The sequence below is a fragment of the Altibacter lentus genome, from assembly GCF_000746845.1.
Lineage (GTDB): Bacteria > Bacteroidota > Bacteroidia > Flavobacteriales > Flavobacteriaceae > Altibacter > Altibacter lentus.
Map to the genome: position 1 here is coordinate 1,110,591 of NZ_KN050846.1, position 21,923 is coordinate 1,132,513.

Sequence of the window (21,923 nt, forward strand, 5' to 3'; positions counted from 1 at the left end):
CATTATAAATATTTATCAATACCGTTTACACACCATGAAATCCTTTCTCGAATGGTTCGCTGTTCCAGTTCGTTATTCCTATCTAGGTTATCCTTAGACTTTATAGGATGCCAAATATGATATACGAGGCCTTTATATCGAAGACGTCTTCCTTTTATGCCAAAATTGATCATTCTTAAAATCAGTTCTGAATCTTCACGGCCCCACCCGGTAAAATCTTCATTATATCCGTTAACAGCAACTGCATCCAATTTCCAGTAGGAAACATTGCATCCTCTAAACTTGGTTGAGAAATTCTTCTGCGGTTTATAAAGCCCGCTTAAAAATGGTATCCGCAATGTGCGTGTTCGCTTTTTAATTCCCTTAGAGAAGAAATTAAAGTTTATTTTTTTTTCAGAAAATAGAGCATCGACAAAATCTTTTTTGATCGTTACACGACTTCCATACAAATAGTTTTTTTTTTGAGCACTTGAAATATGATCCTTAATAAAATCTTTATGCATGATGCAATCCCCGTCAATTTGAATGATATAATCGCTTGTAGAGACCGCAATTGCTTTGTTCAGAATAGTCGCTTTTCTAAAGCCATCATCCCCATGCCAAATATGCTTAACCGGTACAGTGAAGCTACCTGCGAAATTTTCAATACAATGCTTGGTCTCCTCATTCGAACCATCATCGGCGATCAACACTTCACTGGGCCTCATCGATTGATTCTCAAGGCTTTTAAAAACAAGCTCAAGAGCTTGTGGCCAGTTATAAGTAGATATGAGTAAGGCTGTTTTCATTATAAAATAGAATCATACACTTTTAACGTATTCTGTGCCGTGAGCGCCGCTTCAAAATTCTCAATAAACTTTTTATAGGACGCTTCGGCAAACGATTTTTGCATTTCAGGATGTTCTAAAAGTGTTTTCAGTTTTTTTGCCAAGGCCTCGTGATCCTTCACATCCACAAGAAAACCGTTTTCCCCATCTGTGATCACTTCTGGGATCCCTCCCGCACGCGTACTTACCACCGGTACTTTCTTATAAAAAGCTTCGTAGATGGTCAAAGGGAGTCCTTCACGCTGGGAACTCATAACGTAGACCGACAGTTGCGGTAAAAAGTCTGTGGCGTGTTGCTGAAATCCCGCCCAAGTGATATAGGGACCGATAGACAACTCTTGCACCAACTGCTCCAATTCCGGTGTCAACCGGCTCCCCTCTCCTATTTGAACCAGATGGAAATTTGTATAGTTCAATGTTTGGACCATGTGTTGGATCGCCCGAAGCAAGACCGGAAGATCCTTTGCATTTACATGATTGGCAATATTGCCCACCAGCGGTTTGTCTTTAGGGATAGGAAATAGTTCTGTGAGCTGTTCGAATCGTTTTGGAGTAAGTCTGTTGGTGTTGATCCCGTCGTAGACTACCTTGAGCTTGTGTGCATTCTTTGGTTTCATCACCAGTTCTTCCATAGATCTTTTTACTGCTTCTGAAACACAAATAATAGCCTTAATGTGCTTATAGTTGTACTTGAAGATACTAAGCCGGCTCATACTGTTCCCCATTCCTTTTTTTGAAAAGACGGAAGGTGTTTTCAAATTGTAGAGCAGATCGGATATTGTAAAGACCGTCACAGAGTCGCTTGTATGCAAATGAATGACATCCGGGTCCTGTGTTTTTATCACTGTTTTTAAATAACGATAGTTGGATCGCTTGTTCAGTTTATGGTCTTTCGCTGCAATAAATTGAATTGAGGTTGTCTTTATGTAATTGTGGAGCGGAGAATTGGTGACGCCTAGTATGATATTTTCCACCCCTAATTTTTCCAGTTCCGGGATAAGGTCGACCAATTGCTGTTCGTTGCCACCCCAACTTCGGGCTCCGGAAATGTGTAGTATTTTCATAGGAAATAGCTGCCGTTGAAGTCACAAATATATAGTAATTTTGAGCTTTAGCAGAAAACTTCATGAAGGTATTGATTGTAGACCGTTCGGGAAAAATCCCAGCCACGACCTATGGCGGAACAGAACGAGTGATCTGGGGTTTAGGAAAAGCACTGCATGCCTTGGGGCACGAAGTTACTTTTTTGGTACCGGGTGGCTCCGGCGGCAGATTTGCTCGTATCCTTCCTTTGGATGTTTCCAAGGACCTTAACGAACAGGTCCCGGACGATATCGATGTTGTACACATGAACTATAGGCCCGACCGACCTTTACACAAACCTTACCTCATCACCATGCACGGGAATCCGTCGCCGGGTGATATCATTGACCTCAATACGGTATTCATATCCAGAAATCAGGCGCAGCGGTACGGATCGGAAGTGTTTGTTCACAACGGATTGGACTGGAGTGATTACCCGAAACCTAACCTAGATCATGAACGCACCTACCTTCATTTTTTGGGAAAGGTATCCTGGAAAGTGAAAAACGCCTTTGGCGCGGCAAAAATAGCGGTAATGGCGGGATGGCCCATTAAAATTATGGGAGGTGACCGATGGACATTTCGCAATATCAATCGTGGAATACGGTACCTAGTGAACCCTAAAGTTCATTTTAAGGGCATGGTAGATGATCGTGAAAAAATAACGATCATGTCACGATCCAAAGCGTTGATATTTCCGGTAGAGTGGCATGAACCCTTTGGGCTAGCCATTATAGAGAGCTTGTATGCCGGTTGTTCGGTTTTTGGCACTACCAACGGTTCTCTGCCGGAATTGATCACTCCGGAGGTAGGTGTGGTTTCAAATGCTTCGGAAGGACTGGTAGCGGCAATACATGCTTTTCAATATGATCCAAAAAAATGCCATGAGCATGCTGTTTCGACCTTCAATTCCGAAGCTATGACAAAAAAATATCTGGATCTATATAAAAAAGTACTTCTGGGAATTCCGCTACATGAGGTGGCACCTGTTTATATTTTTGAAAAGAACACAATACAAAAGCTTGCGTAATGGAACAAGAGATCAATAATTGTTTGGACGTATTAAAAAAAGGGGGCATCATTCTGTATCCTACCGATACTGTTTGGGGAATAGGTTGTGATGCGACCCAACCCGCCGCGGTTCAAAAGATATTTAAATTAAAAAAACGGGAAGAGCGCAAATCCATGATCTGTCTCGTGAATGATTTTCGAATGCTGGAACAGTATGTAGAACGTGTACCGGAAGTGGCCTATGATGTACTGAAGTTCGCCAACAAGCCCACGACCATTATTTATGACGACCCAATTCGCGTAGCCGAAAATTTAATTGCAGAAGACAACTCGCTTGCCATTCGCGTCGTGAAAGAACAGTTTTGTAATAGCTTGATACGCAAACTGCGCCGCCCTCTGGTCTCAACTTCTGCCAATATTAGCGGGGAAGCGACCCCAATGCATTTTCAAGAAATGAGTCCTCAAATTTTGGAGGGCGTAGACTATGTCGTAAATTTGCATCGCGATAGAAAATCCGTTTCTCCGTCGGCGATCATCAAGCTAAAAAATGATGGCACCGTGCAAGTAATTAGATCTTAACAATGCATCCAAATCCTACGTATAGAACCGCATTAGAGCACCCCATCTTTTCTTTGATCTCTCGAGCTTCCGGTAATTTACAAATGGATAGTTATGTGATAGGAGGCTATGTAAGGGATTTTCTTCTGAAGCGCGGGGAAGCTAAAGATATAGACATTGTTGCGGTGGGAAGTGGTATCGCTCTGGCGAAGGAAGTTGCCAAATTATTGCCCGGTAATCCGAAGGTTTCGATATTTAAGACCTACGGAACAGCGATGTTGAAGTCCCAAGGGATTGAACTGGAATTTGTTGGGGCGCGTAAAGAGTCGTATACAGAGGACAGCAGGAATCCCGCGGTAGAGAACGGCACGCTGGAAGATGACCAGAACCGAAGGGACTTTACGATCAATGCACTGGCCCTAAGCCTTCAAAGTGATACATTCGGAAAACTGTTAGACCCTTTCAACGGTCTTGAGGATCTAGAAAAGAAGATAATTAGAACTCCCCTCGACCCGGAAGTAACTTACAGTGACGACCCGCTACGCATGTTACGGGCCATTCGGTTCGCAACACAATTGGACTTTGTCATCGAAAAAGCATCGCTGGATGCGATAACCAAAAATGCAGATCGCATTAAGATCATCTCGAAAGAACGTATTGTAGACGAGATCCATAAGATCCTGCTCGCAGACCAACCTTCAAAAGGTTTTGCCCTCTTGCACAAAACGGGATTGCTGCCCTATATTTTTCCTGAACTTGTTGCGCTGGAAGGAATTGAAGAAAAAGAAGGGCAACGCCATAAAGATAATTTTTGGCATACGCTGGAAGTTGTGGATAATATAGCGAAAGCTACCGATAATCTATGGCTGCGCTGGGCGGCGTTGCTCCATGACATCGGGAAGGCTCCCACCAAACGATTTGACAAACAAATTGGATGGACCTTTCATGCCCATGAGTTTGTAGGTTCCAAAATGGTGTACAAGTTGTTCAAGCGTTTAAAGATGCCCTTGAATGACAAAATGAAGTTTGTTCAAAAAATGGTGCTTATGAGTTCTCGACCCATTGTATTGGCAACAGACGTGACCGATAGTGCCGTACGCCGACTCATATTTGATGCCGGAGAGCATGTAGAAGACCTAATGACGCTCTGCGAGGCAGATATCACCACAAAGAATCCGAAGAAATTTAAGAAATACCAAAATAATTTTAAATTAGTACGCGATAAGATCGAGGAAGTAGAAGAGCGCGATCACATTCGAAATTTCCAGCCTCCTGTAAGCGGAGAGGAAATTATGGAAACATTCGCTATAAAGCCTTCACGAGAAATTGGAATTATTAAAGATGCCATAAAAGAGGCTATACTTGAAGGAACGATCCCCAATGAATACGATGCAGCCAAAGAATATATGCTAAAAAAAGGCGCAGAACTTAACTTAACACCTGTAAAATAATGTACCGTAAATGGGTTAAAATTTCACTAATCTTAGTCTATTTAGTAATTATTGCCGGTGCCATGGTGCGCATGACGGGTTCCGGCATGGGATGCCCGGACTGGCCTAAGTGCTTTGGGTACTATATCCCTCCCACCGATGCCTCGGAGCTGGAATGGCAACCCAACCGAAGCTTTAAAGAAGGACAGGTAATAATCCGCAATGATACCTTAAAGGTTGCGATCGAAGATTTTACAACCTCCGAAACCTATAATCCTGCTTCGTGGAAAGCCTATACAAAACACGATTATGCCATCTTTAATGTATGGCATACATGGATCGAATATATAAATAGATTATTTGGAGCACTCTCCGGCCTTGCCATCTTGATCATGGCTGTAATTTCCTTCAGGAAATGGAAAAAGAAAAAATACATTACCCTTCTATCCTGGTTAGCCGTCTTTTTACTGGGTTTTCAAGCCTGGTTAGGCGCAACGGTGGTTTATTCGGTGTTGGCTCCTGTAAAGATCACCATTCACATGGTCATGGCACTGGTGATCGTTGCGCTGCTTCTGTACCTGCTGTACATCGCCAAGAAAAAGCACAAGAACTACAATGTTTCGTTTGGGTATCGCTACGTGGTGCTGTTTGCTTTTGTTTTCACTTTTGTACAGATAATTTTAGGCACCCAAGTACGCCAATTTGTGGATGAACAGATCGCATTATTGGGGTACGAAGCAAAATCGCAGTGGCTTACACATCCCGATCTTACCTTTTACTTTCACCGCAGTTTCTCCATCCTTATCGTACTCGTACATTTGGTGATTTGGTACTACAATCGGGTTCTGGACTATGGACTGAAAAGAACAACCTTATTGCTACTACTTGTGATCGCAGAAGCCGTTACGGGAATCTCTATGTATTATTTCGATTTTCCAATTCTGTCACAACCCTTGCATCTTGTATTGGCTGCAGTATTATTTGGCGTCCAATTTTACATGGTTTTACAAGTCTTTCAGCAAAGAAATGAGTGGAAAAGTTCGTAACTTTGCCCTCTAATTTTTCATTATCATGATCTATCGTTTCAGAGTAATTCTAGACACCCACGAAGATGTCTTCAGAGATATTGAGATTGAAGCAAGTAACACGCTTGAAGATTTTCACAATGCGATCACCCAGGCTTTCGGTTTTGGAGGTCAGGAAATGGCTTCATTTTATACCAGTAACGATGCATGGGAGCAGAACGAGGAGATCGCCCTGTTTGACATGAGCGAAGAACCCGGTGCTTTGCGTGTTATGAACGAAACTCATATTGAAGACGTCGTTTCTGAAGAGGAAACAAAAATGATCTACATCTACGATTTTTTGTCCATGTGGACCTTCTTGGTAGAATTGGCAGAGGTGGCCGAACCTGAAGCTGGAATGATCTACCCCAACCTAATGTTCGCACATGGTGAGATCCCGGAAGAAGCTCCGGAAACAGAATTTATGGCAGAAGGCGATGAAGACGATGACTTTGACGAAGAATACGATCTCGATCCTGAAGATTACGACAACCTTGATTTCGACGAAAACTGGAACTAAACAGCTCACGTCGTTTCACATTCACCTAACAATTAAAACCCGATTCTAACGAATGATCAATCTATATTCGGCGCATATTGCGTCACTTTCCATTCATCGCGTAGGCAACAAGAGTAAAAACGAACCCATATTACTCTCTTCGGAACCATATAAGACCAACGATGAACTAACACCTCTATTGAAGGAATTCTTTCTGAAGCCATTTCGTGATAAGGAAGAGAATTACTATCAATTTGCACATGAGACCGATCTCGAATTTCATGAGTTATTTACCATTGTTTCTGAAATATTCCTGCAACCTGAAAGTATTCACGAACAGAGCAAGAAGATCACCAAGCACCTGTACGACCAATCCATGCATCCGCATATTAAGAGCGGTGAAGTGTATATAGCGTACTTGGAAAACCTCCAGATTGATAATGAAAAGGTGGACGGAATTGGTATCTTCAAATCAGAGATCAAACAAGATTTTCTCCAGTTTTCAGAAAAAGAGAATCAGTTGGAAGCCAACCTTCAGCAAGGCGTGAACCTCAATAAGCTTGACAAAGGCTGCCTTATCTTCAACGTAAAGAAAGAGGAAGGGTATAAGGTGCTTTCGGTAGACAGCAACCGTTACGATGCACGCTACTGGCTGGAAAGTTTCTTGGGTGTAGGTGCCTTTGAAGATGAGAATTTTTTGACAAAGAAATATTTGAAGTTCTGTCAGGATTTTGCCAAAGACGTTGTGTTCCCTGCCGAAGATAAAAGAGAGGAGGTGATGTTCATGAACCGCGCTGTGAATCATTTTGCCAAGAACGATACCTTTGAGGAATCGGCGTTCATGAATGAGGTCATCGAAAACCCGGATCTTATTCCGGAGTTCAATCATTACAAATCCGAACGTGCACCCAAATACAGTATTGAGGACCTTACCACGTTCCCTATCGCAAATACAGCGGTTACCGCAGCGCGAAAAAAGATCAAGAATGTGATCAATCTCGATACGAACATTCAAATAAAATTAGATTTTGTCAATGCTGAAAGCGCCGAGAAATTCGTTGAAAAGGGCTGGGATGAAGAAAAGCAAATGTACTATTATCTCGTGTATTTCAATCAAGAACAAAAAAGCTAGTTTGTAACAAAACCCGCAGACAATCGTCACATAGATAACTAATCAAACCTTCAAGCTTGTGGAAAGCATTCTTACCATTAACAACCTCACCAAACGCTTTGGTCCTATTACAGCTGTGGACGATCTTTCTTTTACTATAGAGAAGGGCAATGTCTACGGGATCTTAGGGCCCAATGGAAGCGGAAAAAGTACAACCCTGGGAATCGTTCTCAATGTAGTGAACAAGACCAGTGGGAATTTTCATTGGTTCGATGGCAAGGGCACGACACATGAAGCGTTAAAGAAGGTAGGTGCTATTATTGAACGACCCAATTTCTATCCGTATATGACGGCAGTTCAGAACCTAGAACTGGTATGTAAGATCAAAGAGGTCGATGCTTCAAAGGTAGAAGAGAAATTGGAGACCGTAGGGCTCCTTGAGCGGAAGAACAGTAAATTCAGTACATTTTCTCTGGGAATGAAACAACGGTTGGCGATCGCTTCGGCCTTGCTGAACGATCCCGAGATCCTAATTCTGGACGAACCCACCAACGGCCTGGATCCGCAGGGGATTCATCAAATTAGGGAGATCATTAAACGAATTGCTTCCGAAGGTACAACCATTCTACTCGCCTCCCATTTACTGGATGAAGTGGAAAAAGTATGTACGCACGTGGTGATCCTTCGAAAAGGAAAGAGCCTTTATGTGGGAAGTGTGGATTCTATGAATGCCAGTCATGGGTTCTTTACTTTACAAGCTGCAGATATGGTGGCATTACAAGCCACACTCGAAGGGAATTCAGATTTTGGCTTGCTGAAGCGTGAAGGTGAACTTTTGATCGCTTATTTGAATGCCCCTATGGATAGCGCCGAACTGAATCGGTTTCTGTTCGAAAAAGGTATTGTGGTATCTCATTTAGTGAAACGCAAGGAGAGCCTTGAAGAACAATTCCTTGAACTCACCAAACACCAAAACTAACGCCATGCTACGACTGCTCAACATTGAACTTCAAAAACTAAGATACAACCGTGCGGCCAGGGTGATCTCCATAGTTTATTTTGTATTGATCACCTTCATCGCCCTGATCGCTTCCATAGAATTCAATTTTGGGAGTTTTAATTTTAGGGTAGCAGATCAAGGAATCTTCAACTTCCCTTTTATTTGGCATTTTAATTCGTACATGGGGGCTTTGCTAAAAATCTTTTTAGCCATTGTTATTGTTTCTATGATGTCTAATGAGTACAGCTATAGAACGCTAAAACAGAATCTCATTGACGGTTTGAGTAAAAAAGAGTTCGTGATCTCTAAATTTCTTACCGTATTATTATTTGCTGTTATCTCAACAATATTCCTCTTTATCGTCTCTTTTATTTTGGGGATGAGTTTTTCAGATTATAAGGAGATAGGAATTATTTTTAGTGATTTTGAATATATTCTGGCGTACTTCATAAAGCTGGTGGCGTTCTTCTCATTCTGTCTTTTTCTGGGAGTTCTGGTAAAACGTTCTGCTTTTGCCTTAGGTTTCCTGATCATTTGGTACATTATCGAGAAGATCATTTACGGCGTTTTAGAATGGAGATTGTTTCGCGACAGCGATGTGGCAGATACCGTCATGCAGTTTTTCCCTCTGGAGGCCATGTCCAATCTTATTATTGAACCGTTTTCCCGATTGGGAGCTGTGCAATCTGCCGCAAGTCAATTGGGAGACGCCTTTACCAAAAGTTATGATGTCTCTCCCATTGCGATCGCCATTGCATTGGCATGGACTTTTTTATTCATTTATTGGTCGTTCTTGATCCTTAAGCGAAGAGACCTTTAAGCACTGTGATCTTTTCGCTTCGGAAACTACTGTAAAATTGCCTATATTTAGAAAGCAATCAACAGACGCTATGAGATTCCGAAAAATTACACTGTTACTATCATTGCTATTGGCTTTACCCGGTCTGTCTCAGGACGTTGAGCTCTTTCAACAATTTAACGGTCGTTATGATTATCTTGCCTTCGGAAACACTCTTAATTTAACCGAAAATACTGTCATTGACGGCGATCCGGCTCCCTGTGAAATTTTAACGGAGAGCAGTGCCGACTTTACGCTTGGAGCAGGAAGGACGCTAATAGCTGCGCAACTTTACTGGGCCGGCTCAAGCGAAGGTGATTTTGAGGTAGAACTTAACGGCACCCCTGTCATAGCAGAAAGAACATTCGAATTGATCACAGGACAAATTCGAACCTACTTTGGTGCGTATGCCGATGTGACCGACCTTGTTCAGGCAATGGGTGACGGCACCTATACTCTTTCAGAATTCGACATCACTGCAGATATTATTAATTATTGTGCAGGAAGTACTACCAATTTTGGGGGCTGGGCTATCAATGTGATCTACGAAGATTCATCACTACCGCTCAATCAGGTGAACATTTTTGACGGATTTGAATTTGTCTCTGCCGTCAACAGTGAATTGGTCATTACATTAGACAACCTCAACGTACTTGACAATACCGGCGCCAAGATCGGGTTCCTCACCTGGGAAGGGGATGCGTCCCTTGCTGTTGATGAGACCTTGTCCATTAACGGGAATGTGATTAGTAATCCGCCACTAAATCCTGCAGACAATCAATTTAACAGTACCAACAGCTTTACGGGCGCCAATGATCTGTACAATATGGATATTGATTTCTATAATATAGAGAACAACATCCAGCCCGGTGATCAAAATGCGACCATCCGACTTACTTCCGGACAGGATTTTGTGATCGTCAACAATGTGATCACAGTTCTTAATACCGAACTGCCCGATGCGACCATCGAGATCGATAACGTGACAGGTGCTACCGAGTGCGGCGATCGTGACATTGAAGTTGATTATACGGTGTACAACGTTAACAGCACCGATGAACTTCCGGCCAATACACCTATTGCCTTTTATGCCAATACCCAACTTATTGGACAAGCTGCCACCATTATGGAGCTTCCTATTGGCGGATCGGAAAGTGGTTCTATTAGCCTTACCATTCCTCCCGGGATCCCTGCCGATTTTATCCTGAAGGCATTTGTGGACGACGATGGCACCGGAACGGGGATCGTGAATGAAACGAACGAGGACAATAATGGATTTCTACTGGACTTTCATCTTCTGGTTTTTCCGGAGATCATAGGTCTTACAGACCTTGAGCTTTGTGATGTCTTTGGAACCGAATTATTCGATCTTTCTGAAGCTACGGCGCAAATAGATCCTGTAAATACCATCACATATCACCTTACTGAAGAAGATGCTTTAAACGATGAGAATCCAATTGCCGATCCGCAGAATTATCAGAATACCACCAATCCACAGACCATCTGGATACGCGTGAGTAATCCGGATTGCTTTGTGGTCGATAGTTTTGCTATTGAAGTTGTCGAATGTCCGCTGCCCGATGCTACCATCACCATTGATAACGATCTGAATGCCTGCCGCCAACGCGATCTGGTAGTTGAATATACGGTCTATAATCTGGAAGCAACCGCCGAACTTCCATCAAATACACCCATTGCCTTCTATGTAGATGGCCAACTTGTAGCACAGTCTCAAACAACCACGACTATTCCCATTGGTGGAAGCGAGGCTGGAGTGATCGAATTTACATTACCTCAGAATACGCCCGACATGTTCCTGTTAACAGCAGTGGTGGATGATGACGGTACCGGAAACGGTGTGGTGTTCGAGTTGAACGATTTCAATAATACGTTCGATGTAAACGTTGTGTTTGGCAGCATCCCTCCTATTGGTCCGCTGCCAGATCTTTTATTGTGCGATGAAGGAAATGATACCGCAACTTTCGATCTTACCGTACAAAATGATCTTATTTCTACAGATCCAAATGATGAGATCACCTACTACACCACTTTCGACAATGCCGTGGCACAAGTAGATCCTATAAGTGATCCGGGAGCCTATGTAAACGGTGCAGATCCACAAACCATCTATGTACGCCTTGAAAACGAAATATGTTTTACCGTGGGCGAATTTTTACTGACTACCGAAAATTGCGCCCCTTTTATTCCACAAGGATTTTCTCCTAATGGTGATAGCATCAACGATCTCTTTGAGATCACCGGTTTACTGAATGTATTTTCTGATTTCAAATTGCAGATCTATTCGAGAGAAGGAAATCTTATTCACACTTCCCGAAATGATGACGGATTCTGGGATGGCGTTGCTACCGAAGGACTTCTCTTCACCGGGAACCTGGTACCTGTGGGCACTTATTATTATGTACTGCAGTTAAATGACCCCGAATTTCCGAAGCCGTACCTAGGATTTGTATATATTAATTATTAAGATTGCCCCTATAAATTAAATTGATGCGATACCTACTTATCTCTGTGTGTTTGCTGCTTTCACTAATGGCAATGGCACAAAAAACTGAAGTTAAAGACACTACAACTATTTCTTCCTCTTTCTATCTCTCCTTTAACACATCCACCCCATTTGATCTCATACACCCAAGATACCGTATAGGTATTACAGGGAGAATAAATGAAAAGTGGGCCGTTGGGATCGATCTTGGGTATGGAAGTGAAGGATTAAATTTCAATTCGGATAGTAGAGGAACTGCCTATCGATTATGGGAAATTCGTCCGGAAATTTATTTTTTATATTCTGAAAGAAAAAAATTAATAAACTATTTCTCCTTTGAAGTATTCTATATAAATCACACAGATACTTTTCAGGATGCCTCTTACCTTCCGGAAGGCGCGAATACCGAAGTACAATATGACCGAGCCGATTTTCAAAGAGAAAAGTACGGCCTTCATTTGAAGCACGGCCACTTGATATCCCTAAGCAACCGCTTTGGACTCAATCTGTATTACGGATTAGGACTGAAAACACGAGATATCTCTTATAAGAATATTGTGAATCCGGAAGAAACAGATATAGTATATGCCCCTGCTTTTTTTGAGATCTTTAAACTAGGCGACTCTTTAAACTTCAAGAAAGAGGAAGGTAGTGTCACAGGAATAAATATTTCCGCAGGAATAAAGGTCCACTATTTCTTTTAGCTGTAAATAATCTAAATACTTTTAGGTTTTTTACCTTTACCATGGATTGATAATAAGCTATGAAATTCAAACTCACATCCGATTTCAAACCAACGGGAGATCAGCCCACGGCGATCAAGTCTTTAGTAGAAGGACTCGAAACAGATGAAAAATACCAAACACTCCTAGGTGTTACAGGAAGTGGAAAGACCTTTACTGTAGCCAATGTAGTGGAAGCGGTACAAAAACCTACGCTCGTCCTGGCGCATAACAAAACACTGGCGGCACAATTATATACGGAGTTCAAGAACCTGTTTCCCAAGAATGCGGTTGAATACTTCGTCTCTTATTATGATTATTATCAACCGGAAGCGTTCATTCCTTCAAGTGGAACTTATATTGAAAAAGACCTTTCTATCAATGAAGAGATCGAGGTAATGCGATTGAGTACAACATCCTCTCTCCTTTCGGGACGACGGGATGTATTAGTAGTTGCTTCCGTATCGTGTTTGTACGGCATTGGGAATCCGGTCGAGTTCCAGAAGAACGTAATCGGTTTGCAGAGCGGACAGATCATTTCTCGCACCAAGTTATTACACATGTTGGTCCAGAGTCTGTATTCCCGTACCGAGGCTGAATTCAACCACGGCCGTTTCAGAATAAAAGGAGATACCGTAGATGTGTTCCCGAGCTATGCCGATATGGCGTTCCGAATTCACTTTTTTGGAGATGAGATCGAAGAGATCGAATCATTTGACCCCAAAACCAATGAGGTTCTAGAAAAATATGATCGCCTCAATATTTATCCGGCTAATATGTTTGTTACCTCTCCGGATGTTTTACAAAGTGCCATTCGGGATATACAGGATGACTTGGTGAAACAAGTTGATTATTTTAAAGAGATCGGAAAGCATCTGGAGGCAAAACGATTGGAAGAACGCACCAATTTCGATCTGGAGATGATCCGGGAACTGGGGTATTGCAGCGGCATCGAGAACTACTCGCGTTATCTCGACAGGCGACTCCCCGGGACACGTCCCTTTTGTTTATTGGATTATTTTCCCGAAGATTATTTGATGATCGTAGATGAAAGTCACGTGTCCATCCCACAAGTGGGCGCCATGTATGGCGGAGATCGCTCTCGGAAAGAGAATTTGGTGGAGTATGGGTTCAGACTACCCGCGGCTATGGACAACCGCCCTCTTAAATTCGAAGAATTTGAAGCGTTACAAAATCAGGTGATCTACGTGAGTGCTACCCCCGCAGACTATGAGTTGGAAAAGAGCGGTGGTGTCTATGTCGAACAGATCATTCGCCCCACCGGACTGTTAGATCCTCCTATAGAAGTGCGTCCAAGTCTCAACCAGATCGACGACCTTTTGGAAGAGATCCAGCTGCGTATCGAAAAAGACGAACGCGTTTTGGTCACCACACTTACCAAACGAATGGCCGAGGAGTTGACCAAATATTTGACCCGTGTTCAAATACGGTGTCGCTATATTCACAGCGATGTGGATACCCTGGAGCGTGTTGAGATCATGCAGGACCTTCGTTTAGGACTCTTCGACGTATTGGTAGGGGTGAATCTTTTACGGGAAGGACTTGATCTTCCTGAAGTATCACTCGTAGCGATCCTTGATGCAGATAAAGAAGGATTTTTGCGAAGTAATAGATCGCTTACACAAACAGTTGGGCGAGCGGCAAGACACCTTAACGGAAAAGCCATTATGTATGCCGACAAGATCACTAAAAGCATGCAGGCAACCATTGACGGGACCGAATACCGAAGAGCGAAACAACTGGCTTACAATGCCGAACATAACATTACACCCACTGCAATAAAAAAATCCTTTGAGAATTCACTTACCAAATCCAAGCAGCAGGCTTATACCTTTGAAACGGCAGATACATTGGCCGCCGCCGAACCTGATGATGTATATTTGACCAAGGCCCAGATCGAAAAGAAGATACGTGACACCCGAAAAGCCATGGAAAAAGCAGCGAAGGATCTCGATTTTATGATGGCTGCAAAGCTTCGGGATAAGATAAAGACGCTTCAGAAAAGCTTGGAAGAAGTTTTATAACCCCCTTAACAGTAGGTAGCTTCTGTAGTTTGTATATTTCCCTATGATAACTTCAGAAGACATTCAGCTTGATAATAAACAAATTCCGGATAGCATTAAAAAAGAGGCCTTAACAGCGCTTTCGCATTATCCGGAGCTATATGCAAGCGAGATCATCTTCCGCTTCAAGGATCATATCAAGAAATCGACGATGCAGGCGCAGCCTACCTGGAAGAGCTTCCTGACCACCCGAAAGAATCGTTCGTATATAATTCTAATAAGCCGTCGCATACAGATCGATCAGGAAGAATTCACCATTGAAGATATTCCAAGCGACGTGATCGTTGGCTGGCTGGGCCACGAGTTGGGTCATGTAATGGATTACAGGAACAGGGGGCGTTTCTCGATGCTGCTCTTTGGGATCAAGTATCTATATTCACGGGCCCATATTCAGGAAGTGGAACGTGCTGCAGACACCTATGCCATTAGACATGGGATGGGCGATTATATTTTGCAGACCAAGAATTTTATCCTGGAACATGCCCACATTTCAGAAAAATATAAAGAGCGTATTCGAAATCTGTATATGTCGCCTGAAGAGGTCATGCAACTGATCAATGAAGGGGAATTGGCGTAGTCGTCTATTGGGTTTTTACAAAGGCTTCCCAATCTGCAAATTTCTCTTCGTTCATGACGCGCTCCATTTTTACTTGTCCGCCCTTCTTTTTATTGCGTGCATTCCATTCGTAGAAAACATTGGGAGATACCGTAGTTACCTTTACCCCTTTCAAAGCTTTGGATCGGGCGACCTTATAGTTTTTGTTCGCTTCTTTTAGTGCCTCGTCCAGTGCTTCGGAAAGTTTTTTGGGGTCTGTACCGGCCTCCGTGCCCAAATACCAACTGTGGTAAAACTCATTATCGATCTTTACTGCTGCCAAGGTGAACTCGGGAATCTCAATATCAAATTCTTTTTCCAGTTCTCTCAAAGCCGTCTCCATTTTATTGACTGAAAGTTGTGATCCCACCACGTTGAGAAAGAATTTGGTGCGTCCGGTGATCTTGATCTCGGCCTTTTCAACATTGGTAAAAGCAATGGTGTCACCAATAAGATAACGCCAGGCCCCGGACACCGTACTTATGAGTAAAACATAATCGATATCTTTCTGCACTTCGGAAAGACTCACAACCGGTGCTTTTTGGTCCAAAGAGCCGTCTTCCAAAATATATTCGGGTTTAAAAGGCACGAACTCGAAGTAGATACCATTATCGGTCACTAACTTCATTGCGGTTGTTTCGGGGCGTTGCTGAAAGGCGATAAATCCTTCTGAAGCAAGGTACGTATCGATCACGGTTACCGGTTTGGACAACAACTGTTTAAAACATTTCTCGTATGGCTGAAAGGCCACGCCGCCACTGGTATACACTTGCAGATTTGGCCATACATCGTGAATGGTTCGCGCATTGTGATAGTCGATCACTTTTTTCATCATAAGCTCTATCCACGACGGAATTCCGCTTAAAGCGCCTATATCCCATTCTTTTGCACGTTTTGCAATAGTTTCGACACGTTCATCCCAGTCATCGATCTTTGCAATGTCCTCACCCGGTTTGTAATAGCCCTGAAACCAAAAAGGAATGTTACTGGCACTGATCCCGCTGATCTCTCCTTCGAGGAACTCTCCACGAGATTGGAGGTCTGTTGAACTTCCCAGCATCATGATCTCTTTCTCGAAAAAATCGGAGGGAAGGTCGAAATTGGTCAATGCGCCCACCTGCTTGACCCCTGCCGTTCGAATGGCATCTATCATTTCTTTGGTTACCGGTATCCGTTTACTGGATTTACCTGTAGTCCCGCTGCTAAGCGCAAAATAAGCCGGTTTTCCCGGCCAGGTGATATCTTCCATTCCATCGATGACTCGATCCCACCATTCCTCTTTCATTTTGCTGTAATCGTGATAGGGAACGGCTTCGGTAAAAGATTTCTCTATCGCTTCGGAAGAAAGGATCTTCTTAAAACCGTAATACTTTCCGAAGGCTGTATCCTTTGCAGTTTCCAATAAGTGTTTAAGTACCATTTGCTGTGCTTCAGAAGGTGTCTTTTCAGAAACCAAAGAATCCCTAAGGTCGATAGCTGTTTTTATGATACTCCCCAATATTGCCATAACATCTTGTTAGTGTTTAAAAGTACTGAAACCCTAAAAAACAGTCTTTATCTTTAATGGAAGTTTAACCTTTTTTCGAAGAACGTTTTCATTGTAGTATCTTTGCGTGTTATGTCAAACCATCCCGACTCCATTAGAATCAATAAAGCCATTAGCGACAGTGGCTTTTGTTCACGTCGAAAAGCAGACACCCTCATTGAGGAAGGTCGTGTTACGTTGAACGGCACTAAGGTAACCTTAGGCGATCGTGCCATGCCCGATGATGAGATACGGGTGGATGGGAAATTGATCACCGAGAATGATACGCTTGTCTATATCGCCTTGAACAAACCGGTAGGTATTACTTGTACCACAGATAGGCGTGTAGAAGGAAATGTGGTTGATTTTATAAACCATAAGGAGCGGATTTTTCATGTTGGTAGGTTGGACAAACCCAGCGAAGGCTTATTGTTAATGACCAACGACGGCGATATTGTGAATAAGATCCTAAGGGCCGGGAACGAACATGAAAAGGAATACATTGTTAAGGTAGATCGACCGGTAACCGATGAGTTTGTCAAGAAAATGAGTCAGGGTGTACCGCTACACGAGTTGGAAGTAACTACCAAACCTTGTGTGGTGGAACGTGTAAGTAGATTTGTTTTTAGGATCGTTCTGGTACAGGGGTTAAACCGACAAATAAGAAGAATGTGCGACTATCTGGAATATGAGGTCGTGGAATTGAAACGCATACGCATCATGAATATTGAATTGGGATCGCTGCCAACAGGATCATGGCGCGATCTTACAGCGAAGGAATTGCAGGGCTTAAAAGATGCTGTTTCACATTCAGATAACGCACCGCAAGCCACACGTCTAGAAAGAACTTCCGGCAGACGGAGAAGAGGACGCGGATAAACCTGAAAATTAGGGCATAAAAAAACCACGCACCGATTGAGTAGCACGTGGTCATTTTCAACTAACTAACCAAATTAAATTTCAATTATGAAATCTCAACCATTCTTTTAATCTCTTTATTAGCTTCCTTTTTTGGTATTTGTATCATTAAAATACCGTTGTTATACGAAGCATCAATCTTTTCGGCTTCAACTGTTTCCGGAAGTATGAAAGACCGCTCAAAATTTGTAAAATCGAAATCTTTACGAGCGTACTTAAAAGGAGTCTTTTTTTCATTTTCTTCCGAACCTTTTGAAGAAACTTTTAATACTTCTTTTTCGATTTCAACAGCAATGTTTTCCTTCTTTAAACCGGGCACTGCCAGTTCAATTACAAAGGTCGATAAATTCTCTTTAATATTTAAAGATGGAATGCTAAAGTTTTCATAATTAGACACATCCAGTCTGTTTTCAGGAATGAGACCCTCAAAAAATGAAGGGAACCAAACGTTATTTTTATTAACTACTTTCATTATGTTTTAGTATAAAAAATTTCACTTTTTCTATACCAGATATAACAATAAAGGTTCCACAATATCCATCAGGACATTTTGACCTAAAAACGAGTTGATAAGCTGCCTTTTTGACGCATTCATGAGTTTTTAAAATAAGATTTAAATGAATTTTAAGAAAAAAGCATCCGAATATAGGTACTTTTAAAAACAATACCGAGGCTTATGAAAGACGTTTACGTGCGATTGGTCACTTTCTTTAACACCATAAAAAGTAAGATCGCGTTCTACCCCACCCTAATATCCATCGCAGGATTCGCATTCGCATTTTTCATGATGTCTCTGGAAGATAAAGGAATATCCAAGAAGCTGATTGAAAAATTTCCTCAACTTGTCTTAGAAGACGGTGATACGGCACTTACCATATTGAGTGTTTGTATAGGCGGACTCATTTCGATGATGGTCTTTAGTTTCTCGATGGTCATGCTACTACTGAGCCAAGCGTCCAGTAATTTTTCTCCGCGATTATTACCGGGCTTGATCTCCGATAAAAACCACCAGATCATTCTGGGTTCCTATCTCGCCACCATCCTCTACAACATCTTTACTTTATTTTCCATCGAACCCACAGACGAAAAATATACACTGCCTGGCTTTTCGATCCTGCTGGGTATTGTATTCACCATTTTATGTCTGGTACTGTTCTTATATTTTATCCATAATATTTCCCAGAGCATTCAGATCAATAATATTCTGGATTCCATCTACCATAAGTCACGCAAACGGTTGAGTACCATTATCGAAAAAGAGAATGAAAAGGATGCCGCGCTTATTGAAAATTTTCCTGATACCAAGGACTGGCATCCCTATACCCCAATTACGAGCGGGTATTTTCAAAACATTTCATTGCGCAATATTATTACCATTGCTAAAGAACTAGATACTCGATTCTATATCTCAGTGCCCAAAGGGCTATTTGTTTTAAAGAATGCGCCGTTCTTATATTCTGAAAAGAAGCTGGAAGACGAAACAGTGAAACAAATACTTTCCAACATTAATTTTGCCCGAGGAGAATTGGTAGAAGACAATTATATTCTTGCCTTTAAGCAAATTACCGAGATTGCCGTGAAAGCCATGTCTCCGGGGGTCAATGATCCCGGCACCGCTATCAATGCCATAGATTACCTAACTGAATTATTCTCGTTGCGAATGCAAAAACGGGATTCGGGGGTATTGGTTTATAAAGGGAACGCCTATTTGAAGGTCGCTGTCGTCAACTTCGAAGAATTGCTGTATAACGTGATGGCTAGTTTGCGCACGTACTGTAAACACGATCCTATCATCGTCCAAAAACTTATATGGATGCTGGGATACCTTAAAGAGCAATCACCATTTGATGAAGGGTATACAGAAATGATAGAGAAGGAATTGAGCTTACTTCTGAAGGAAGCCAAAGAAGCTTTTGATTCGGCAACAGATGTTAAAAAAGTAGCACAAGCCAGCAAAAATATTTAGTTGTAATACGTCTGAAATATCTTTAGAAGTTGTTCTGAAGGAATAATCTTATCTTCGTATTCTTCCATCCGTAGTAAGATTTGATCGACCACCCCGGGACGTATCCCCATCTTAAGACCAAAATTACGTACTGCAACGATCTCTTTTTGGTGGGTTTCCTTATCTACGTTCATAACTAATACCAGTTTGTAGAAATGTGTGATACGTTCCAGTTCGGTTAGTAATGGCTTTGAGGGTAACGGGTTCTCGAAAAGTTCTTTCACTTCAGCTGAAGAAATTCGCATACGTTCTGCCAAACGTACGATAAAATCATATTCTACCTCGGTTACTTTCTCATCGGCCCTTGCCAGGGCAATAAGATCACTAATAAGTGCTTTGTTCACAAATTTATCCATGCCGTAAAAATAAAAAAAATCCCGGATGATGAGGCCGGGATTTTATGAATAACTTGCAACAATTAACCTTCAGATCTAAGCAGGACAGGTAGCTTGTAAACTCTGCCTGTATCCAGATCGGCGTCCAATTTCTTATAATTAAGACGTGATTTTACATACAATTCTACGACTTTCATTTCGGTTTCCACAGAAAGGACAACCACCTCACTCTCGTCATTCAACATAAAGGTGACCATGGCCGGTACGTCGTTTTCAACCTCGAAAGAGGGGCTTTTTAAAAGTTTTTCAAACTGAAGGGTAGTTGGGTCTAGTTCAATTTCGGAAGGCAGACTTGCCGCCGATGCAAGGGTTCCTACAAGTAGCACTCCGGCTACCAAAAAGGCTTTCATTTGTTTCATAACTGTTCGTTTTAAAGATTGATATACTTAATAGACTCGTATTCTGTTAGATGTGTTACGCTTCAACCGTACATTTAACATTTTGTTAACGCAATGTTCTGTGTATCAATCAAAAAAAAAGCCTTCCCAAAAAATTGAGAAGGCGTACTATAAGTATATGTCCCGGACTTATGCGAGCACAGCTTGCACTTTATCGGCTGCCTCTTGGAATTCGATGGCACTATGCACATCCAGTCCGCTATTATCAATGATCTCCTTTGCAATATCCGCATTGGTTCCTTGCAAACGAACGATAATGGGAACGTGAATGGTACCCATGTTCTTGTAAGCATCTACAATTCCTTGTGCCACACGATCACAACGAACAATACCTCCAAAAATATTGACAAGTATCGCTTTCACATTAGGATCCTTTAAAATAAGTTTAAAAGCAGCTTCCACACGTTCGGCATCTGCTGTTCCTCCAACATCCAGGAAATTTGCCGGCTCTCCGCCTGCCTGCTTGATGAGGTCCATCGTAGCCATTGCCAATCCGGCACCGTTCACCATACATCCAACGTTTCCGTCAAGGTCCACATAATTCAAGCCTACTGCTTTCGCTTCTACTTCGGTAGGATTTTCCTCACGAAGGTCTCGCATTGCCTCATAATCTTTATGGCGGAACAATGAATTATCATCAATGGTCACTTTGGCATCGACGGCAATTATTTTATCATCACTTGTTTTTAAGACAGGATTGATCTCGAAAAGTGAGGAATCACTATTCTCGTAGGCTTTATATAATGCAGTTACGAATTTGGTCATTTGTTTAAAAGCCTGACCGTTTAGCCCAAGGTTAAAGGCAATTCGTCTGGCCTGAAATGGCATTAATCCAGTAGCAGGATCGATCTCTTCGTGAAAGATCAAGTGTGGTGTCTCTTCAGCAACGGTTTCAATGTCCATGCCTCCTTCGGTAGAGTACATGATCATGTTTTTTCCGGTGCCTCTGTTAAGCAGTACACTCATATAATATTCTTCGGGTTCACTATCACCCGGATAATAGACATCTTCGGCAACCAACACCTGATGTACTTTTTTACCCTCTGCACTGGTTTGAGGTGTTACCAAATTCATTCCAATAATGTTTCCTGCGATCTGTTCTACCTCCTGAAGATTCTTGGCCAGTTTTACACCACCCCCTTTTCCGCGACCTCCGGCATGGACCTGTGCTTTGATAACATGCCATCCGGTACCGGTTTCTTCGGTTAATCTCTTCGCGGCCTCTACAGCTTCGGCAGGAGTTGTAGCGACGATGCCACGTTGTATTTCAACACCAAAACTATTTAATATTTCTTTTCCTTGATATTCGTGTAAATTCATAGTACGTGTTTGTCGTTTTTTGGAACAGCAAAAATAG

The 21,923-nt window shown here is 42.2% G+C and carries 21 protein-coding genes; 14 read left to right on the forward strand and 7 right to left on the reverse strand.

Features of this window, described 5'->3' with window-relative positions; genetic code table 11:
- Positions 1 to 2: 2 nt before the first annotated feature.
- Both JS40_RS05350 and JS40_RS05355 read right to left on the reverse strand, forming a co-directional pair.
- Complete coding sequence (locus JS40_RS05350; protein ID WP_034258947.1) at positions 3 to 788, reverse strand: glycosyltransferase family 2 protein; 786 nt, start codon at positions 786 to 788, stop codon at positions 3 to 5.
- On the reverse strand, positions 788 to 1,891 hold the full coding sequence (locus tag JS40_RS05355) for a glycosyltransferase family 4 protein (protein WP_034258949.1): 1,104 nt from the start codon (positions 1,889 to 1,891) through the stop codon (positions 788 to 790). Before JS40_RS05355 ends, JS40_RS05350 begins: the two co-directional genes overlap by 1 nt.
- Positions 1,892 to 1,953: 62 nt before the next feature.
- On the opposite strand from JS40_RS05355, the gene JS40_RS05360 reads away from it, so the two are divergent.
- From JS40_RS05360 to JS40_RS05415, 12 genes are all read left to right on the forward strand, one after another.
- A complete protein-coding gene (locus JS40_RS05360) occupies positions 1,954 to 2,940 on the forward strand; it encodes a glycosyltransferase (protein WP_034258951.1) in 987 nt (328 codons plus the stop codon).
- Positions 2,940 to 3,500, forward strand: a complete 561-nt coding sequence (locus JS40_RS05365; RefSeq protein ID WP_034258953.1) for an L-threonylcarbamoyladenylate synthase — start codon at positions 2,940 to 2,942, stop codon at positions 3,498 to 3,500. The genes JS40_RS05360 and JS40_RS05365 overlap by 1 nt, the downstream gene beginning before the upstream one ends.
- A gap of 2 nt (positions 3,501 to 3,502) precedes the next feature.
- A complete protein-coding gene (locus tag JS40_RS05370) occupies positions 3,503 to 4,930 on the forward strand; it encodes a CCA tRNA nucleotidyltransferase (RefSeq protein ID WP_034258955.1) in 1,428 nt (475 codons plus the stop codon).
- Positions 4,930 to 5,955, forward strand: a complete 1,026-nt coding sequence (locus tag JS40_RS05375) for a COX15/CtaA family protein (RefSeq protein WP_034258957.1) — start codon at positions 4,930 to 4,932, stop codon at positions 5,953 to 5,955. Before JS40_RS05370 ends, JS40_RS05375 begins: the two co-directional genes overlap by 1 nt.
- A 25-nt stretch (positions 5,956 to 5,980) precedes the next feature.
- A complete protein-coding gene (locus JS40_RS05380; protein ID WP_034258959.1) occupies positions 5,981 to 6,493 on the forward strand; it encodes an IS1096 element passenger TnpR family protein in 513 nt (170 codons plus the stop codon).
- A gap of 52 nt (positions 6,494 to 6,545) precedes the next feature.
- Positions 6,546 to 7,604: a nucleoid-associated protein gene (locus JS40_RS05385; protein ID WP_034258960.1), complete on the forward strand. Its 1,059-nt coding sequence runs from the start codon at positions 6,546 to 6,548 to the stop codon at positions 7,602 to 7,604.
- 58 nt (positions 7,605 to 7,662) lie between these two features.
- A complete protein-coding gene (locus tag JS40_RS05390; RefSeq protein ID WP_034258962.1) occupies positions 7,663 to 8,562 on the forward strand; it encodes an ABC transporter ATP-binding protein in 900 nt (299 codons plus the stop codon).
- A gap of 4 nt (positions 8,563 to 8,566) precedes the next feature.
- On the forward strand, positions 8,567 to 9,403 hold the full coding sequence (locus JS40_RS05395) for an ABC transporter permease (RefSeq protein WP_034262127.1): 837 nt from the start codon (positions 8,567 to 8,569) through the stop codon (positions 9,401 to 9,403).
- A 70-nt stretch (positions 9,404 to 9,473) separates the two neighbouring features.
- Positions 9,474 to 11,906 (forward strand): T9SS type B sorting domain-containing protein, encoded by a 2,433-nt coding sequence (locus JS40_RS14775; RefSeq protein WP_051957502.1) that lies wholly within the window; start codon positions 9,474 to 9,476, stop codon positions 11,904 to 11,906.
- 23 nt (positions 11,907 to 11,929) lie between these two features.
- Positions 11,930 to 12,628 carry a hypothetical protein gene (locus JS40_RS05405; RefSeq protein ID WP_152558138.1) on the forward strand — a complete coding sequence of 233 codons (699 nt, stop codon included), beginning with the start codon at positions 11,930 to 11,932 and terminating at the stop codon, positions 12,626 to 12,628.
- Positions 12,629 to 12,687: 59 nt separating this feature from the next.
- The gene (gene uvrB / locus JS40_RS05410; RefSeq protein WP_034258966.1) at positions 12,688 to 14,691 is read left to right on the forward strand and encodes an excinuclease ABC subunit UvrB; all 2,004 of its coding nucleotides are present in this window, start codon (positions 12,688 to 12,690) and stop codon (positions 14,689 to 14,691) included.
- 43 nt (positions 14,692 to 14,734) lie between these two features.
- On the forward strand, positions 14,735 to 15,307 hold the full coding sequence (locus JS40_RS05415; RefSeq protein ID WP_034258968.1) for a hypothetical protein: 573 nt from the start codon (positions 14,735 to 14,737) through the stop codon (positions 15,305 to 15,307).
- 4 nt (positions 15,308 to 15,311) lie between these two features.
- Here the strand turns inward: JS40_RS05415 and JS40_RS05420 are convergent, their stop codons facing one another.
- Positions 15,312 to 16,832, reverse strand: a complete 1,521-nt coding sequence (locus JS40_RS05420; RefSeq protein ID WP_034258970.1) for a GH3 family acyl-acid amido synthetase — start codon at positions 16,830 to 16,832, stop codon at positions 15,312 to 15,314.
- A 111-nt stretch (positions 16,833 to 16,943) separates the two neighbouring features.
- Between JS40_RS05420 and rluF the strand changes: the two genes are divergently transcribed.
- Entirely contained in the window at positions 16,944 to 17,729 is a 786-nt protein-coding gene (gene rluF / locus JS40_RS05425) for a 23S rRNA pseudouridine(2604) synthase RluF (protein WP_051957503.1), read from the forward strand.
- An 85-nt stretch (positions 17,730 to 17,814) separates the two neighbouring features.
- Here the strand turns inward: rluF and JS40_RS05430 are convergent, their stop codons facing one another.
- Positions 17,815 to 18,165 (reverse strand): Hsp20/alpha crystallin family protein, encoded by a 351-nt coding sequence (locus JS40_RS05430; RefSeq protein ID WP_160172953.1) that lies wholly within the window; start codon positions 18,163 to 18,165, stop codon positions 17,815 to 17,817.
- A gap of 279 nt (positions 18,166 to 18,444) precedes the next feature.
- Between JS40_RS05430 and JS40_RS05435 the strand changes: the two genes are divergently transcribed.
- Complete coding sequence (locus tag JS40_RS05435) at positions 18,445 to 19,734, forward strand: DUF2254 domain-containing protein (RefSeq protein WP_034258974.1); 1,290 nt, start codon at positions 18,445 to 18,447, stop codon at positions 19,732 to 19,734.
- On the opposite strand, the gene JS40_RS05440 is transcribed toward JS40_RS05435, so the two are convergent.
- The 3 genes from JS40_RS05440 to sucC all read right to left on the reverse strand — a co-directional run bounded on the left by JS40_RS05440 (position 19,731) and on the right by sucC (position 21,886).
- Positions 19,731 to 20,129 carry a co-chaperone DjlA gene (locus JS40_RS05440; RefSeq protein ID WP_034258976.1) on the reverse strand — a complete coding sequence of 133 codons (399 nt, stop codon included), beginning with the start codon at positions 20,127 to 20,129 and terminating at the stop codon, positions 19,731 to 19,733. The two genes, JS40_RS05435 and JS40_RS05440, sit on opposite strands and share 4 nt — an antisense overlap.
- 62 nt (positions 20,130 to 20,191) lie before the next feature.
- A complete protein-coding gene (locus JS40_RS05445) occupies positions 20,192 to 20,527 on the reverse strand; it encodes a hypothetical protein (protein ID WP_034258978.1) in 336 nt (111 codons plus the stop codon).
- A gap of 168 nt (positions 20,528 to 20,695) precedes the next feature.
- Positions 20,696 to 21,886, reverse strand: coding sequence for an ADP-forming succinate--CoA ligase subunit beta (sucC, locus tag JS40_RS05450; protein ID WP_034258980.1), 1,191 nt, complete (start codon positions 21,884 to 21,886; stop codon positions 20,696 to 20,698).
- Positions 21,887 to 21,923: the final 37 nt, after the last annotated feature.

Bases quoted from the DNA above. Each gene is read 5' to 3' on its own strand.
- JS40_RS05350 (WP_034258947.1), bottom strand. From the start codon at position 788: ATGAAAACAGCCTTACTCATATCTACTTATAACTGGCCACAAGCTCTT.
- JS40_RS05355 (WP_034258949.1), bottom strand. From the start codon at position 1,891: ATGAAAATACTACACATTTCCGGAGCCCGAAGTTGGGGTGGCAACGAA.
- JS40_RS05360 (WP_034258951.1), top strand. From the start codon at position 1,954: ATGAAGGTATTGATTGTAGACCGTTCGGGAAAAATCCCAGCCACGACC.
- JS40_RS05365 (WP_034258953.1), top strand. From the start codon at position 2,940: ATGGAACAAGAGATCAATAATTGTTTGGACGTATTAAAAAAAGGGGGC.
- JS40_RS05370 (WP_034258955.1), top strand. From the start codon at position 3,503: ATGCATCCAAATCCTACGTATAGAACCGCATTAGAGCACCCCATCTTT.
- JS40_RS05375 (WP_034258957.1), top strand. From the start codon at position 4,930: ATGTACCGTAAATGGGTTAAAATTTCACTAATCTTAGTCTATTTAGTA.
- JS40_RS05380 (WP_034258959.1), top strand. From the start codon at position 5,981: ATGATCTATCGTTTCAGAGTAATTCTAGACACCCACGAAGATGTCTTC.
- JS40_RS05385 (WP_034258960.1), top strand. From the start codon at position 6,546: ATGATCAATCTATATTCGGCGCATATTGCGTCACTTTCCATTCATCGC.
- JS40_RS05395 (WP_034262127.1), top strand. From the start codon at position 8,567: ATGCTACGACTGCTCAACATTGAACTTCAAAAACTAAGATACAACCGT.
- JS40_RS14775 (WP_051957502.1), top strand. From the start codon at position 9,474: ATGAGATTCCGAAAAATTACACTGTTACTATCATTGCTATTGGCTTTA.
- JS40_RS05405 (WP_152558138.1), top strand. From the start codon at position 11,930: ATGCGATACCTACTTATCTCTGTGTGTTTGCTGCTTTCACTAATGGCA.
- uvrB (WP_034258966.1), top strand. From the start codon at position 12,688: ATGAAATTCAAACTCACATCCGATTTCAAACCAACGGGAGATCAGCCC.
- JS40_RS05415 (WP_034258968.1), top strand. From the start codon at position 14,735: ATGATAACTTCAGAAGACATTCAGCTTGATAATAAACAAATTCCGGAT.
- JS40_RS05420 (WP_034258970.1), bottom strand. From the start codon at position 16,832: ATGGCAATATTGGGGAGTATCATAAAAACAGCTATCGACCTTAGGGAT.
- rluF (WP_051957503.1), top strand. From the start codon at position 16,944: ATGTCAAACCATCCCGACTCCATTAGAATCAATAAAGCCATTAGCGAC.
- JS40_RS05435 (WP_034258974.1), top strand. From the start codon at position 18,445: ATGAAAGACGTTTACGTGCGATTGGTCACTTTCTTTAACACCATAAAA.
- JS40_RS05440 (WP_034258976.1), bottom strand. From the start codon at position 20,129: ATGGATAAATTTGTGAACAAAGCACTTATTAGTGATCTTATTGCCCTG.
- JS40_RS05445 (WP_034258978.1), bottom strand. From the start codon at position 20,527: ATGAAACAAATGAAAGCCTTTTTGGTAGCCGGAGTGCTACTTGTAGGA.
- sucC (WP_034258980.1), bottom strand. From the start codon at position 21,886: ATGAATTTACACGAATATCAAGGAAAAGAAATATTAAATAGTTTTGGT.